Source organism: Odoribacter sp. N54.MGS-14, from assembly GCF_000980295.1.
Classification (GTDB): Bacteria; Bacteroidota; Bacteroidia; order Bacteroidales; family Marinifilaceae; genus Odoribacter; species Odoribacter splanchnicus.
This window is the reverse complement of sequence record NZ_LARL01000004.1, coordinates 92,128-107,200: the sequence shown is the minus strand read 5'-3', so window position 1 is coordinate 107,200 and position 15,073 is coordinate 92,128. Positions and strand designations below refer to the sequence as shown.

General features: G+C 43.1%; 14 protein-coding genes. 3 read left to right on the top strand and 11 right to left on the bottom strand.

What is annotated here, in order from left to right:
- Nucleotides 1-732, bottom strand: coding sequence for a phosphocholine cytidylyltransferase family protein (locus tag WS42_RS01680; RefSeq protein WP_022161277.1), 732 nt, complete (start codon nt 730-732; stop codon nt 1-3).
- Nucleotides 729-1,778 (bottom strand): pyridoxal phosphate-dependent aminotransferase, encoded by a 1,050-nt coding sequence (locus WS42_RS01675; RefSeq protein ID WP_046402890.1) that lies wholly within the window; start codon nt 1,776-1,778, stop codon nt 729-731. Before WS42_RS01675 ends, WS42_RS01680 begins: the two co-directional genes overlap by 4 nt.
- A 225-nt stretch (nt 1,779-2,003) precedes the next feature.
- Between WS42_RS01675 and WS42_RS01670 the strand changes: the two genes are divergently transcribed.
- Nucleotides 2,004-3,290, top strand: coding sequence for an O-antigen ligase family protein (locus WS42_RS01670; RefSeq protein ID WP_022160598.1), 1,287 nt, complete (start codon nt 2,004-2,006; stop codon nt 3,288-3,290).
- Here the strand turns inward: WS42_RS01670 and WS42_RS01665 are convergent.
- From WS42_RS01665 to ispD, 3 genes are all read right to left on the bottom strand, one after another.
- Entirely contained in the window at nt 3,287-4,249 is a 963-nt protein-coding gene (locus WS42_RS01665) for a glycosyltransferase family 9 protein (protein WP_022160597.1), read from the bottom strand. The two genes, WS42_RS01670 and WS42_RS01665, sit on opposite strands and share 4 nt — an antisense overlap.
- Nucleotides 4,250-4,345: 96 nt before the next feature.
- A complete protein-coding gene (locus WS42_RS01660) occupies nt 4,346-5,761 on the bottom strand; it encodes a capsule assembly Wzi family protein (protein ID WP_022160596.1) in 1,416 nt (471 codons plus the stop codon).
- Nucleotides 5,749-6,459, bottom strand: coding sequence for a 2-C-methyl-D-erythritol 4-phosphate cytidylyltransferase (gene ispD / locus WS42_RS01655; protein ID WP_022160595.1), 711 nt, complete (start codon nt 6,457-6,459; stop codon nt 5,749-5,751). The genes WS42_RS01660 and ispD overlap by 13 nt, the downstream gene beginning before the upstream one ends.
- Nucleotides 6,460-6,604: 145 nt before the next feature.
- Between ispD and WS42_RS01650 the strand changes: the two genes are divergently transcribed.
- On the top strand, nt 6,605-7,585 hold the full coding sequence (locus tag WS42_RS01650) for an SDR family oxidoreductase (protein WP_013613692.1): 981 nt from the start codon (nt 6,605-6,607) through the stop codon (nt 7,583-7,585).
- Nucleotides 7,585-8,871, top strand: a complete 1,287-nt coding sequence (locus WS42_RS01645) for a nucleotide sugar dehydrogenase (RefSeq protein ID WP_022160594.1) — start codon at nt 7,585-7,587, stop codon at nt 8,869-8,871. The genes WS42_RS01650 and WS42_RS01645 overlap by 1 nt, the downstream gene beginning before the upstream one ends.
- 82 nt (nt 8,872-8,953) lie before the next feature.
- On the opposite strand, the gene WS42_RS01640 is transcribed toward WS42_RS01645, so the two are convergent.
- The 6 genes from WS42_RS01640 to WS42_RS01615 form a co-directional block, all read right to left on the bottom strand.
- On the bottom strand, nt 8,954-11,158 hold the full coding sequence (locus tag WS42_RS01640) for a GH92 family glycosyl hydrolase (RefSeq protein ID WP_046450682.1): 2,205 nt from the start codon (nt 11,156-11,158) through the stop codon (nt 8,954-8,956).
- Between the two features lie 267 nt (nt 11,159-11,425).
- The gene (locus WS42_RS01635; RefSeq protein ID WP_046450681.1) at nt 11,426-12,124 is read right to left on the bottom strand and encodes a tRNA1(Val) (adenine(37)-N6)-methyltransferase; all 699 of its coding nucleotides are present in this window, start codon (nt 12,122-12,124) and stop codon (nt 11,426-11,428) included.
- A gap of 80 nt (nt 12,125-12,204) precedes the next feature.
- Complete coding sequence (locus tag WS42_RS01630; protein ID WP_013613696.1) at nt 12,205-12,621, bottom strand: DUF5606 family protein; 417 nt, start codon at nt 12,619-12,621, stop codon at nt 12,205-12,207.
- 87 nt (nt 12,622-12,708) lie between these two features.
- A complete protein-coding gene (locus tag WS42_RS01625; protein ID WP_013613697.1) occupies nt 12,709-13,446 on the bottom strand; it encodes a TerB family tellurite resistance protein in 738 nt (245 codons plus the stop codon).
- Between the two features lie 6 nt (nt 13,447-13,452).
- A complete protein-coding gene (gene coaE / locus WS42_RS01620; protein ID WP_046450680.1) occupies nt 13,453-14,046 on the bottom strand; it encodes a dephospho-CoA kinase in 594 nt (197 codons plus the stop codon).
- Nucleotides 14,046-15,038: a YbbR-like domain-containing protein gene (locus WS42_RS01615; protein WP_013613699.1), complete on the bottom strand. Its 993-nt coding sequence runs from the start codon at nt 15,036-15,038 to the stop codon at nt 14,046-14,048. The genes coaE and WS42_RS01615 overlap by 1 nt, the downstream gene beginning before the upstream one ends.
- Between the last annotated feature and the right edge of the window lie 35 nt (nt 15,039-15,073).

Genomic DNA, 15,073 nt, shown 5'->3' with positions numbered 1-15,073 from the left:
TTATAATAAATGTGCAGGAATTTTATCAATAGCTTGCTGAAAGTCAGCAACGGTATCCAGTTCCATAGAAAAAAACGAGGTCGTATCTACGATACCGAAAGTATGACCTTGGGCGATCAGACGTTCGAAGGCTGCTTCGTAAAAAATATTGACCTGATTTTCTTGCAGAATCATCCGGTCGAGTTCATCCACTAAAGCATGAGTATAACCGCCCGACATTTTTTCGATACCTATAGATTCCCCGATAGCTTTTCCGATGGAACAGGTTTTACTGATTTCGGCTACTTTACCTTGGGCATCAGGAATAACCTTGATTTCTTCTTCAGAAAGCGGGTGGTCGTTGAGAGCCAGACAAGTAGTGTCGGGACAATCCAATACGGCTTTTACCAATAACGGATCGAACAGGATGTCACTATCTAAAAGTAAGATACGTTCCCCCCGGATTTTATCTTTAGTCAACCAAAGGGAATAGATATTATTGGTTGAAGCATATTTTTCGTTGTAAATATACTCGACCTTTAAATCAGGGTAGTGTCGCTGAACGAATTCGATGATTTGTTCTTGCAGGTATCCGGTGACAATAACCACTTCCCGGATACCGTTAAAAATTAATCCCTCGATAGCTCTGCCCAGCAGACATTGTTTCCCGATTTCCAGCAAACATTTGGGTTTGTGATCTGTCAGGGGACGGAGGCGTGAAGCCATACCTGCCGCGAGTATAATAGCTTTCATTGTGCGACGACTTCTTTTATCGTAGCGATTACTTCGACATTCTGGCGATGTGTGCCCAAAGTAATACGCATGTGAGTATTGATATCCGGTTCGTTCATGAATTTGATCTGGTATCCTTTGGCTTTAAAGGCAGCCTGAAGAGTTGCTTTCAGTTCGATCGGATACTTCACCAGAATGAAATTCGCATTCGACTGGTATACTTTGAAGCCCTCGAGGGTATTCAGTTCGTTCATGTACATTTGCCGGTCTTCGGCCATTTGATCGGCAACTTGCTGATAGTAGTCTGTCGATTTCAATACGGCAATTCCCAGTTCTTCCGATAAACGGTTATAACCCAAATATTTGGTACTATAGTTCAAAAAGCGGGTTAATGCAGTTCCCATGAAAGCGAAACCCAAACGTAATCCGGGAAGTCCGTAAAATTTAGATAGAGTCCGTACAATCAACAGATTCGGAAATTTTTCCAATAAAGGTTTTATATAACTGGTATCTTTGTTGGCGAAAGAAGCATAAGCTTCGTCGATAACGACCACTGTTTCCGGCGAAATAAAAGAAAGAATCTGATCGAGTTCTTCAGAAGTCAGGGAATTCCCTGTCGGATTATTGGGCGAAGCAATCAATATCATTTCCGGATTTTCTTTCCGGATAGCTTCTTTCATCGCTTCGAAATCGTATTTGAACGTATTTCCCTCTTCGTATAAAGGATAAAGTACACTTCGTCCCTCTACTTCATCGGCTATCGATTTATAATACCACCATGAAAATTTAGGGATCAATAATGTCTTTTGTTTTTCTTTACCTGATAAAAAGCAGTGTACCACTTGTTTCAGGATATCTTCTCCACCATAACCGAGAATGATTTGTTTTTCAGGAATATTATAGATCGAAGAGAGATAATCTGAGAATATACTTTTTTTACCTTCATCATATATACGGGTATAGAAACAAAGATTGTTCGGATCGAAATTCTTAAGTACTTCTCCTACTGCTGGACAAGGTCCATAGTTATATTCGTTCCGGTCAAGATAGGTGATTTTTTTTTCCATGTTGATATTTTTTTCTAAATCTGCAGGGATAATTTGAATCCCTGGAATATGCAAAAATATAAAATAAAAATATACAAAACCGATTCTGTAAAATTTTATGGCAATTATATACCTGTTAACACGAATAAAACGTACGTTTAATGTAAACAGATATAAGTGCCAAATCAAAATTATATTGTACTTTTGCACCATTCATCAAATTAAGGTCTGAATAAAATAATTCATATGAAGAATCTGGAAAGCAAGCTTTTTTTGCTTATTGCTTTTTTTATCGGGACTTGGGGGGCCTTGTTCCATGCTATGCAAACGGGTTTGATCGCTTTAGGATTAATTTATAACATCGTCAAATATAAAGATGATTTTGTAAGGAATATAAAAAAATACAAGTATTATGTAGCAATCCCGGTCATTTATATTTTATATTCAGCTGTTCATACCTTGATTATTGTGACTTCCGGAAAATATGCCGGGCTGAAACCGGGATTCGGAATTTTTGAAAAAGAATTTCTGGTATTTTTATTGGGAGTGCTGTATGTTATTTCGTTGAAAAGTTTTGTCAGTTTGCGGTTATTGAAGCAATTTTTACTTTGTTTTTGTATCAGTGTCCTGACTTTCAATTTGGTCATGCTTTTTCATCTTGGAGGGGAGAATTGGTTTACTGCTCCACAGACTGTCGTGCAAAATTTGTATGCCAGTCGTTTTGGGGGTACCAAGCACTTTTTAAATGGTGAAGTCTATCTGGATGCACAGGCTTTACAGATTTATGCGGCTGCTTTAATCGCTTATTTCTTCGGAATTATCCGTACGAAAATGGGCGAGAAAGTTATCGCTTTCACTGCTTTTGCTCTGTTCGTATGGTTGCTTAGCCTGACAGTCACAAAAAGTTCGATACTCTCTTTTCTATGTGGTTTCGTTATTTTCAATCTTTATTTCTTTAGAAAACTTTCCGTATGGCAGCGTTGGATGTTTATCGGGGTAATTCTGCTTGTTGGAATAAGCGGATATATTTTTCGTCCGGCGAGTTTCGATCAAAGGTGGATACAGTTGAAACAGGAGATTGAAGATGTGAATAATGGAAAATTAGATGGGGGATCTACTTTAGTACCCCGGATCGTTTTCTATCAGTCTTGTTTGAAAAATATCGATTCGTGGGGAATTTGGGGATTAGGGGTGTATACGAATGTGGTGTCGAAACAATGGTATCAGGCATCGGGAAACCGGGTTGTCGCTTCGCTGACTCATAGCCACAATTCTTATCTGCAATACTGGATGTTGATGGGTGTGGTCGGACTGGCTTTCATACTGAGTTGGTTTGTGTATCCTGTAAAAAGCATGATCTGTAGCAAAAAATATTCTTTTCTTGCCTTATCGCTCCTGGTCGCTTTTTTTATTGACAGTAATTTTGAAGTATTGCTGATCGTAAATGACGCACTTCCGGTTGTCATGTTCTTTTTAATGATGTTTTATGTCTTCCGGGATCAATTCTATGCTTTAGAACACGAAAGCGATTAAATCAATTCGGAAATGGTTTTCAGTATCAGGTCCGGGGTGATATTACGGATATAATCTTCTTCCCGGATCAGATTATTTTCTATTTTCAATATCCGTCCTAGCGGAACTTTAGGAAGGATTGTCGATGTCGGGCTGGTAGAAAGGCCCATCAGGGCGATAAAAGGAGTTTTTACGGCAGCCGCTATATGGAGAGCACTCGAATCGATGGTAATGATCAAATCGACATTGGCTATCGTATTGATAAAACCTTCGATAGTTGTGCGTGCTGTCAGATTGATCAGATGATCGATACGGGCTTCCTCGGCATATTGGGTGTGTTTGATGTTGTCGTTTTCGTCCCCGATAAGCAAGAGGTTGTAGCCTTGCCGATTCAACAGCCTGAGGAGCTGAACCGCATATTCATCCGGATATTTCCGGAATTCTTTGTTCTCGCCTCCCAAATATAAAGCGATGGTCTTATGCGAATTATCGAATTGGAAAGTCTTCTGACCGGTGTGCCGGAGCGATAATTCGGGTAAATACACGTATTTGTTCCCGATATACTCATTGAATAAAAAAGCATATCGGTTGATGTAATGTTTGTGATAATTGATCTCAGGACTGAAATCCAGCAGAAAACCTCTGCCTTCTCTATTGTAACCGATATTCTTTTTTACATTTCCTAATCTGAAAAGCAAAGCAGAAATAAAGGTATTTACAAAAATGACACCTAATTCACCGTTTTCTTTTCTTAATTCCCTGACAATTTTCCAATAGGTAGATAATTTTTTCTTCCGTTTGAGCGGGAAAGTAATATAATGAGTAATCCGGGGATCGTATTTAAATAATTCCCTGACAAAATCCGGTCCGACAATAGTAAATTCCGCTTCCGGATACTCCTGTTTTATCAACTCTAAACAAGGAGTCGTATTTATCGTGTCCCCTATGAAATTAGGGGTCCTGATAATTATTTTTTTCATTACTGGTTGTTGTTTTTATCCTTAGTTGTGTCGATAGACTATGCTTTTACATATACGATTCAAGTCATAAATTTGGTTTTGTTTTATTTGAAAAATTTAAAAAAATCCCGTTTTAAATATTTTAAGCATGATGCCGAAACTGTTCTTTAATAAATCGCCTTTATCAAACCCGACATTCAGCGCTGTATGGAAAGGAAGCTTGGTGTCCGGAGCAATGAGTTCCAAGCCCCAGCTGAATTGAGGTTTAGTGGTATATTCGCCGTTTTTGTTTATGAAATGGACCGAATGGGTCCCGTAATTCAGGGAGTAGCTCATCATGAGTTTGTAACGGATATCTCCCGGCAGATCCCCGCAAATTCCCAGATGATGGGCATAAAAACGATTATTGAGTACACCCCGGGTTATCCCGCTGGCTTCTTCCGGTTTGGGAGTGAAAAAGGGCGAACCGATCACTTGACCGTAGAATGTCCACCCCGACTGATAAATTCCGTTATTGAAATAATTATCGTTACCTCCGACGACCTCTCCGCTGACCGGATCATTGTGGAAGGGGCCACTCTGGCATTTGGTATAATAAAATTCGTAGACGAAACTTTTGAACCATTTGAAATTCTTTTTCCGGGTAAAATAAAGTCCGTAGAGTCCATCGGGACGGTTTCTGAATTTTTCACCCGATCCGTCTTCGAAAATATGATCGTAATAGAACTCAGCCCCCCAACGCTCGTTATTATATCTTATTTTCAAAAACTCATTACCGATGTGGTTCCCCAGTTTATTGATTTCATTTTCAGGAGCATCCCCTCCTCCGGCTTTAATAAGTACCACCCGGGCATAATCTTTGAAAGAGGTCGGGAGTTTACCGTCTTTTTCTGTCTCTCCTCCCCATTGGGCATAGTGGTCGAGTCCGGCTTCGATGCTGAGCTGGGGAATGATCGTAAATCTGATGTCCAGCATTTTGTGATGTAAGCGGGTACGGTTACCGGCATAACGATCGTCGATCATGAGGTATTCTCCGTACCGGGCTTTGAAAGACACCCATTTCCCTATCCAGGGAATTTTGATAAAATCCTGTGTATGGAGATTAATACCTGGCATACTCCGGGAATTGGTCGAATACAGCATGTCTCCGTTGGTAGAAGACAGACCGTCGTAAACAATTTCCGGTTTGATGATACCTAAATCCAGGATCAGGTTTTGCCAGCGTACACGACCGTAAAGCTGGTCGATGAAAATGCGGTGTTCTTTACGACCTAAAGCACCGGTACCTTCGAATCCGAATGAGTAGTCGAAAGCACGGGTATCGCTTTTACTGAAAGGAGTACCTACTCCGACAGTCCCCCACAAATAAGTGTCGTTTGTGATTTTTCCAAATGTGTTGGTATGCAGCCAGAAAGGAAGCCGGTCTGCTGTTACTCCACCACCGATTTCGGCCTGGTAATAGCCTTTCCGGTCCTGACCATAACCTTGTAATCCCCCGATAAACAGTAAAATAAGAGCTGTTAGACGTAGCATTTTCCTTCGTTTTTTAATAGTTGTTCTAGTATGATAATATCTTCTTTATAAGTGAATTTCATGTTACACGCTTCTCCTTTCACGATCTTGATCTCTTCCTGAGGGAGGTATTTCTTAACGACACTACAGTCATCGGTCGTTTTAAAATCCGGATCTTTCAATGCCAGGGCATAAGCTTCTTGTAAAGTTTGGTTGTGAAATCCTTGAGGAGTTTGTACCTGGTACAAAATATTCCGGTCCGGAATGCGGGAGACATAGGCATGGGTGGGATCGACTTCGATGATTGTATCTGTGGCGGGAATAGCCACATTGACAGCTTTATAAGTTTGAAGTTCGGTGATGACCTCCTCGATTATTCTCCGGGTGACCAACGGACGTACAGCATCGTGGATCAGCAGATTACACGGGCGGCCGGCATAAAATTTCAACGCGGCTAAAACAGAATGATAACGTTCTTTACCACCGTCGAGAAGATGTTTTACCTTGGAAATACGGCAGTCTGAAAGGATATGTTCACACTCTTGTCGCCATTCGGGATGAATGACAACGGTAATTTCATCGATCGAAGGGGCTGAATTGAATTTTTCAAGGCTGTATTCCAAAATCGTTTTGTCGTTTATTTTTTTGAATTGTTTTGGAATACCCCCTCCGGCTCTTTGTCCTGAACCCCCGGCTAATATGACGGCAATATTTAGCATGATAAAGCACACTGGTAAATAATTGGAGACAAAGGTAATATTTTTTAGGAATATTCGCAGGAATAAAGCAGAAAGCAGTATTTTTGTTACATGATAATTCGAAATAGAAAGATGGTATTGTAATCTATTCTTTAAAGTGGCTGGAATGAGAAAATTTTTAGTAACAGGAGGAGCCGGTTTTATCGGTTCGAATCTGTGTGAATATCTTTTGAAAGCAGGGGAGGAAGTGACTTGTCTGGATAATTTTGCTACAGGTAAATTTGAAAATATAGAAGCTTTATTGAGGGAATATCCGGAGCGATTTAAATTGCAGGTGGGGGATATCCGCAAACCGGAAGATTGCCGCAAAGCAGTGGCTGAGGCGGAATATGTATTTCATGAGGCGGCTTTGGGCTCCGTACCGCGGTCGATCAATGACCCGCAGACCACCAATGAAGTGAATATTTCGGGTTTCCTGAATATGTTGGTCGCTGCCCGGGATGCCGGAGTCAGACGTTTTGTATATGCCGCCAGTTCTTCTACTTATGGCGATTCTCAGAATTTGCCCAAAGTGGAAGAGGTGATCGGGCGCCCTTTATCGCCTTATGCCATCACCAAATATGTGAACGAGCTTTATGCCGATGTGTTCGGACGGGTATATGGGATGGAATGTATCGGTTTACGTTACTTCAACGTATTCGGACGCCGGCAATCGCCGGACGGTGCTTATGCTGCCGTTATCCCGAAATTCGTGGAACAACTGATGCGGTATGAATCTCCGGTCATTAACGGAGACGGTGAATATTCCCGCGATTTCACCTATATCGACAATGTCTTACAGATGAACTGGCTGGCGATGAATACGGAGAATCCGAAGGCTGTAAATACGGTATACAATACCGCTTATGGGGAGAATACCACGCTGAATCAATTGGTCGGTTATCTCAAAGAGTTGTTGGGCTTTTACGACGCCCGGATTGCTGACGTGGATATTGTTTACGGCCCTGTCCGGAAAGGAGATATTCCGCATTCTCTGGCCTCTATCGATAAAGCCCGGCAGTTGTTGGGATACGATCCCCGGTTTAATATGAAACAGGGATTGAGGGAAGCGGTCAAATGGTATTGGGAGAATTTAAAAAGAAAGTGATGGAAGAGATTAAAATCGGAGTCGTCGGATTAGGGTATGTAGGACTTCCTTTAGCCCGTCTCTTTGCGACAAAATATGCTGTAGTCGGGTTCGATTTGAAAAAAGAACGTATCGAAGCCTTGAACCGAGGGATAGACAGGACACTGGAAGTGTCGGAAGAAGTGATGAAATCGGTATTGCGCCCCTCCGTTCCCAAACGGGGAGAGAAGGGGTTGTATTGTTCCTGTGACCCGGAAGATCTGAGAGATTGCAATTATTATATCATTACCGTGCCCACTCCTGTCGATAAACATAACCGGCCCGATCTCACTCCGTTGATCAGGGCTAGTGAGACAGTCGGTCAGGTGATTGTTCGCGGAGATATTGTCATTTATGAATCGACGGTTTATCCCGGGGCTACCGAAGAAGACTGTATCCCTGTGATAGAGCGGGTTTCAGGATTAAAATACAATGTAGATTTCTTTGCCGGTTATTCCCCCGAAAGAATCAATCCGGGAGATAAACAACATACGGTAGAAAAAATTAAAAAGGTAACTTCGGGTTCTACTCCCGGGGTGGCAGAGAAAGTGAACGCGCTCTATCATTCGGTTATCGTGGCGGGCACCCATCTGGCTCCTTCTATCAGAGTGGCCGAGGCAGCCAAGGTAATAGAAAATTCACAGCGGGATATCAATATCGCCTTTGTCAACGAATTGTCGAAAATCTTCAATTTAATGCATATCGATACACAAGCTGTGCTCGAAGCTGCCGCTACGAAGTGGAATTTTTTATCCTTCCGGCCCGGCTTGGTCGGAGGACATTGTATCGGTGTGGATCCCTATTATTTGGCCCAGAAAGCTCAGGAATACGGATACCATCCGGAAATTATCCTGGCAGGACGCAGACTGAACGACAGTATGGGCGAGTATGTGGCCAAACAAACGTTGAAGTGTATGATCCGGAAAGGACAATGTATCAAGGGATCTAAAGTTCTGGTGCTGGGGATTACTTTTAAAGAAAATTGTCCCGATGTCAGAAATACCAAAGTGGTCGATATTATCGCTGCTTTGAAAGAATTTGACTTGGAAGTCGATGTTTACGATCCCTGGGCATCTCCCGAGGAAGTACGGAAAGTCTACGGTTTAGAAATGAAGAATACCCTTCCCGCCGAAAAATACGAAGCGGTGGTATTGGCTGTTGCTCATCAGGAATTCCGGTCTTTGCGATTGAGGGAGTTGTGTAAAGAAAACGGTATTGTTTATGATGTGAAAAGTGTTGCCGGAGAGGCTGTAGAAGGACGGTTGTAACAGGAATTATTTATCGCTTGGCGGTTGCCGGAAGTTAAAAAATGAACTTAGGACAACCGCCTTTTTTATTTGTGTTTCTTCTTTAAGGGCGGGTAGACAGGACGAATTTCAATTCTCCGCCATTCATGATCTCTTCGTGAGTGATCCAGGTGCGGTCGAGTTTTTTCTCATTCAGATATACTTCCTGTACATAGATGTGCCCGTCCGACTCTTTGTTGGCTGTGATGACGAATTTTTTCTCCGGTCCTGTCGAGAGGGTTATTTTGTCGAACAGCGGAGCGCCCAACTGGTATTTTCCCTCGACCGGATTGACCGGGTAAAAGCCCATGGCCGAGAAGACATACCAGGCGGACATTTGCCCGCAATCTTCATTCCCGCAAAGGCCATCCGGGGTATTGTGATATAATCCGGTCAGAATTTTGTTGACATACAGCTGGGTTTTGTGTGGCTGCCCGACATAATTATATAAATAAGCGATGTGATGGGAAGGTTCGTTGCCATGGGCATATTGTCCGATAAAACCACTGATGTCGGGAGAGGCATTTTCGCCTTCCAGCCGGGCATCCAGGGTAAAGAGACTGTCGAGTTTGGTTATAAAAGCTTCGGCACCTCCGTGCAGGGCGATCAGCCCTTCGACATCGTGTTGCACCAACCAGGAATATTGCCAGGCGTTACCTTCGGTATATTCATCGTCCCGGTGGTTGGAATAGAGCGGGGAGAAGGGTGTTTTCCATTCTCCGGCAGAAGATTTGCCCCGCATAAAACCGGTACCGGGGTCGAAAAGATTGGTGTAATTGCGGGAGGCGTTTAAAAAGAAAAGATAGTCGTCTTCTTTTTGCAGGGCTTTGGCCATTTGAGCGATACACCAGTCATCGTAAGCATATTCGAGCGTTTTGGATACCGATTCGTTTTCGAGCTCATAAGGAATATAATGGTATTTCCGGTAAACACCCATACCGGCCCGGTCGGTGAGCGACGTTTTTTTCATCGCTTCGTAAGCCTTTTCGACATCAAAATTGCGGATGCCTTTCAGATAGGCTTCGGTGATAACAGGGATGGCATGGTTACCGATCATACAGAACGTTTCGTTGCCCGCTAGTTCCCAAACGGGTAGTAAGCCATAGGCATCATAGTGCTTGAGCATAGAATTGATCATATCCGATACCCGTTTCTTTTGGGTGATGGTGAATAAGGGATGTGCTGCCCGGTAAGTATCCCAAAGGGAAAATACCGAATATTGGTTGTGTTTATGAACACTGTGGATTTCTTTATCAGGGCCTTTATAATTACCGTTTACATCCGAGAAGAGATAAGGTGCTGTGTAAGCATGATACAAAGCGGTATAAAAATTTTCTAAGTCGGCTTCGTTCCGGCCTTCTGCTTTGATTTTTTGGAGCTGTCTTTTCCAGGCGTGGTTGGCATCCCTTTTCACTTTGTCAAAGCTCCAGTGGGAGAGTTCTTTTTCCAGATTGGCTATCGCTCCTTCGGTATTGGCAGACGAAATACTGATTTTGGCCAGGATTTTATTGGTCTTCTGGCCGAAATCGACATAGAGATAACATCCTTTGTCGGTTATTTTCTGCCCGTTTTCGAGAGGAGAGAATTTCTTGTATCCTGCTAATACTTCGCAATCCTGTGAAAATTCGATGATAAAGTACACCCGCTGGTCATTGGCCCAGCCTTGCGATTTCCGGTAACCTTCGAGGGTTCGGCTGTTGACTTTACGGATACTTGTTTCTGTCGTTCGGTCCCAGTTGCGGGCGGTGGTTAAATCGATAGTCAGAGCATGGGCCGAGTTGGCAGGGTATTGATAGTAATGGATACCGCATCGGTTGGTGACGGATAATTCTGTTTTTATACCGTTGTCGAATACGACACTGTAATAGCCGGGTTCGGCCTGCTCGTTGCGGTGGGAAAAACGGGCATATCCCGATTGGATATAAGCAGCAGGGCTGATCGATGTATCCGGTGTAGTGCTCACCGGAAGAAACCGGATATCTTGCAGATCACCGATACCTGTGCCGCTTAGATGAGTGTGAGAGAAAGAAGATATGATGCTGTCGGAATAATGATAACCTGAGGTCCAGTCCCAACCGTTACGGGGATTATCGGGGCTGAGCTGAATACCGCCGAAGGGCAGGATCGCTCCCGGAAAACAATGGCCGTGACCGTCGGTACCGATAAAAGGATTTACGTAGGCCGTTATTTTGAGTTCCTTTTCATTTTGACGACAACCGGTTATGCCCAGACATAAAAGAAGACTACAGACAAATAAAAGAGTTTTCATGGACAAAGTCGTAAATTTGAGTGTTGTTAATGATTTCAATGGATAAAGATAGAAAAAAATAAGAGACCGGGGAAACCGATCTCTTATTAATTACTAACTACTAACCTAAACATACAAACTTATGAAAAAAACGTGTCTTTTATTCTTCGTTTTGACATGACAAAGATAAGGCGGTTCCGAATAATTTACAGTTAATGGATCGTTAAATGTCCGGATAGATTTCTTTAAAATCGGGAAATTTCCCTAAAAAAGATAAAAATCAGACAGTTATTCCATTTTTAGATAAAATTCACGGGTCAAAGCGATGTATTCTTCGCTGTAATGATGGCGGGAAAGTTCTACGGTCAGATCTGTTTCGACCGGAGGAAGAGCTTGTCTTGTCAGTTGGATAAGAAGCCGCTTGGGGGCTTTTCCCGGATTGGGATGTACACGGGTGATTTTCCGGGGGAATAAATGGTATCGCCTGGCATAGGCGATTAACTGGCAAGCTTCTTCTACAGGGAGAATTACCTGGAACTTACCGTGAGGTGTAAGCAGGCGTTCGGCGTGAACGATCAATTCGGTATGGGGAAGCGTGCCGGTATGCCGCGCTAAACTACGGCCGTTATCCGGTGCCGGTGTGGAGTGTACGAAAAAAGGAGGATTACAAAGGATACAGTCATAACCGATAGCAGGAAAGAAGGCTTGCAAGGCCTGGGGATATAACCGGATACGTTCGGCCCACGGACTGATTCGAATGTTATAGGCGGCTTCCCGGCAGGCCGCCGGTTCGATTTCCAGGGCATCGATCCGGGCTTGTGCGTTTCTTTGGGCTGCCATGAGTGCGATCAGGCCGGTCCCCGTACCGATATCCAAAATGGACGCCGCCTCTTCAAGCTCTGCCCACGCTCCTAATAATACACCGTCTGTTCCGACTTTCATCGGAGTATGTTCTTGATGGATGACGAATCGCTTGAATTGAAACATCGGTGTCAGAAATGAAAAGAAGTTGAGATGGTCCGAAAGCCTTTCGGGGCACCCCGACTTCTTTATGTTTTAGGAGGAGGTTATGCTTCTTTTTTCTCTTCTTCTTTGGCTTCTTCATCCAGGTCCAGCATTCCCTTCTCGGTGAGCAGGTTGTACCACTGAATGATTTTTTTCATATCCGAGACATATACCCGTTCCTTATCATATTCCGGAACGATCTCTTCGAAATAAGCCAGAATTTTTTCAGTAGGTTCTTTGTGACTCAGTGCAGATTTTCCATTTTCTTTAGCAGAAATGCGTTTGAAAACTTCTTTCAAAGGCATATCTTCAGCCTCAGTATAAATAGAGATATCTTCCAGTGCAATAATTTTTGAATTTGAATAGGCGGGGAAACGCTTGCCATCGATAAGTGATTCGACGATAATGGCATTAGAAGAATTACTGATCAGTTTTTGTAAACCAGGCTTTCCTGAAATGGATAAAATTTCTTTTAACATAGTTCGTTATTTGAAGTTTCACAAAAATGAGTTGCAAAACTAGTGCATTTAATTGGAAATTGAAAATGTTCATCTTACAATCTGATACTAATTCATGCCTCTTTGTTTTTTGATCTTTTCGTAAGCGACGTTGATCCGGCTGAATTTTTCTTCCGCAGCTTTCCGGATATCTTCTCCGAGGTGCCCTACTTTATCGGGATGATTTTCCATTGCTATTTTGCGGTAAGCTTTTTTGATCTCTTCATTACTGGCACTGCTGTCGATGCCCAAAACCTGATAGGCGGATTCGATGTCATCGTAATACATGGATTTTACGGACATGAAAGTGACATGATCGATGCCCAGCCGGTTGGAAATATTTTCGAGCAGACCGATCTCGGCCGTACTGACGGTGCCGTCTGCTTTGGCAATACCGAACAGGAAATAGAGCAATTGTACTTTAGAAGCTTCAGGCATCTGAAAACGGATTTGCTGACATACATCGTCGACAGGGATATCTCGTGTACTCAGTTCTTTGATCATTTGCATGGCCTCACGTGTGGCTTCGATGCCGAAATTCCGGATGAGAAATGTTTTGACATAATCGAGTTCGGAACGCATGATCCGGCCGTCGGCTTTCATCACTGCGGTCGCCAACACGGTCAGACTGAAAGTAAAATCACCACGCCCGGTTTGGCCCGGAGGAATAGGCCCCCCGTCCGATGGGATCGCAATGGTTTGGATATTGTCGAACATCGACCCGATAAACAATCCGAATAAAGCACCGAGAGGTCCCCCCAGTGCTAATCCTAAACCTGCACCAATCCATTTTCCATATTTTGCCATGACTATTTATTGTATTTTTAAATTCAACTTATTCAAAACATCCAGGACTTGCTGTACGACCATATGGTCCTCGTCGTTGTAAATGATGAAATCCGAATTTTTACATTTTTCTGTGTCGGCAGCCTGGTTTTGCATTCTTTCTTTTACCTTGTCTTCATTCGTCGCATCCCGAAGGATCACTCTTTTTAAACGGGTGACTTCTGATGCTGTTACACAAATAATAAAATCAAAATGACGGGTGAGACCGGCTTCAAAAAGAATAGCCGATTCGAAGAAGACCAAAGGACTGTTCTGCTGTTCCCGCCAGTGTTGAAAATCACGGATTACCCGGGGATGAACGATCCGGTTCACCTGACTCAGGGCTTGTGGATTTTTGAAGATGATATCCGCTAATAATTTTTTGTCGAGCATTCCTCGGGGGGTATACAGATCCGCCCCGAACAGACCGGTAAGGTCGTTACGGATTTCTACAGAACGATTGATTAACCGGGAAGCTTCCGGGTCGGCGAGATAGACCGGATAACCCAGTTGTTTCAAGATACCGGCGATCGTACTCTTCCCTGAACCTATGCCACCTGTTAAACCGATAGAATGTATCATTATTTTTTTTCCAATATATATTCGACCTTTTGGGGGGTATAGGACAAGTTTTTGATGTAATCCGGTGCTTTTACAACCTTGACTTCCAGATAAGTGACATCTGCATTTTTCGGATAATCTACAGAAAAGATGAAATCGCTGGCTGTAATTTTATCGTATTTACTCAGTCCTATTTCATAACTGATATTGACATTATCCGGGAAGAGCCGGAGCGTCAAAGAATCGGGGACATGAAGGGGGGTGATCGGGATGATCTTCCTGGCCTCCGTAAATTGCTCTACTTGTATATCGACTTCCACAGCGGTTTCCTGAGGAGTGCAATAGGGTAAAGCGACTAATTCTGCTGTACGGGTTATATTTTTACTGATATTTTTCAGCTTGATAAGTTCGGTCGGGATACAGTGTAAAGTGTCCAGTATATTGACCGGTCCTTCTATCCAGGTACTATCGGGAGCTACCGTTATCTGGTTGACGATATATTGTCTTTTCAGGGTGTAATCCACAATAGGCCGGATGGCTACCTTTTTCCGGCCCGATTGTGCGAATTGGAATACGATCTCTTCCGGAGCTACACTCTGTAATTGAATTTCCGTATTTAATTGACTGCTGATTTTGTCTTTGATGTCGTTGGTGTTCAGGATGAATTCCTGTATGCCTGCCTTGTCGGAGAGGGCATGATTACAATAACTGCCTACATTAAAAGTAATGGGCAGAAAAGAAGTGCGGATGCTATGTCCCAATAAAGCAAATCCTTTGGCTTTTACCGTGAGCTGGATTTGGGTGGGGAGTTCTGCAACGGGATATTTTCCCGCGGGGAAATTGGTGTACTTGACCGGATAGGTTATTTCTGTCAGATAATCTTTGCTCAAAGTGTTCAGAAACCATAAGATGGAAGCTATGACAACACAAATCAGGTAGGAGACGATATTCCGGTTGAGGTATTTCTCCTTAAACTGCTGGATTTGCTGAAGGTTGACTTTGGGCAAGTACATGGAATCGGTTTTTATGATAAAATAGTCACATCGAT

What these genes read in the sequence shown, in the direction of transcription:
- coaE (WP_046450680.1), bottom strand. Translation starts at nt 14,046, where the DNA reads ATGATACATTCTATCGGTTTAACAGGTGGCATAGGTTCAGGGAAGAGT.
- WS42_RS01675 (WP_046402890.1), bottom strand. Translation starts at nt 1,778, where the DNA reads ATGGAAAAAAAAATCACCTATCTTGACCGGAACGAATATAACTATGGA.
- WS42_RS01635 (WP_046450681.1), bottom strand. Translation starts at nt 12,124, where the DNA reads ATGTTTCAATTCAAGCGATTCGTCATCCATCAAGAACATACTCCGATG.
- WS42_RS01645 (WP_022160594.1), top strand. Translation starts at nt 7,585, where the DNA reads ATGGAAGAGATTAAAATCGGAGTCGTCGGATTAGGGTATGTAGGACTT.
- WS42_RS01660 (WP_022160596.1), bottom strand. Translation starts at nt 5,761, where the DNA reads ATGCTACGTCTAACAGCTCTTATTTTACTGTTTATCGGGGGATTACAA.
- WS42_RS01630 (WP_013613696.1), bottom strand. Translation starts at nt 12,621, where the DNA reads ATGTTAAAAGAAATTTTATCCATTTCAGGAAAGCCTGGTTTACAAAAA.
- ispD (WP_022160595.1), bottom strand. Translation starts at nt 6,459, where the DNA reads ATGCTAAATATTGCCGTCATATTAGCCGGGGGTTCAGGACAAAGAGCC.
- WS42_RS01650 (WP_013613692.1), top strand. Translation starts at nt 6,605, where the DNA reads ATGAGAAAATTTTTAGTAACAGGAGGAGCCGGTTTTATCGGTTCGAAT.
- WS42_RS01665 (WP_022160597.1), bottom strand. Translation starts at nt 4,249, where the DNA reads ATGAAAAAAATAATTATCAGGACCCCTAATTTCATAGGGGACACGATA.
- WS42_RS01625 (WP_013613697.1), bottom strand. Translation starts at nt 13,446, where the DNA reads ATGGCAAAATATGGAAAATGGATTGGTGCAGGTTTAGGATTAGCACTG.
- WS42_RS01615 (WP_013613699.1), bottom strand. Translation starts at nt 15,038, where the DNA reads ATGTACTTGCCCAAAGTCAACCTTCAGCAAATCCAGCAGTTTAAGGAG.
- WS42_RS01640 (WP_046450682.1), bottom strand. Translation starts at nt 11,158, where the DNA reads ATGAAAACTCTTTTATTTGTCTGTAGTCTTCTTTTATGTCTGGGCATA.
- WS42_RS01680 (WP_022161277.1), bottom strand. Translation starts at nt 732, where the DNA reads ATGAAAGCTATTATACTCGCGGCAGGTATGGCTTCACGCCTCCGTCCC.
- WS42_RS01670 (WP_022160598.1), top strand. Translation starts at nt 2,004, where the DNA reads ATGAAGAATCTGGAAAGCAAGCTTTTTTTGCTTATTGCTTTTTTTATC.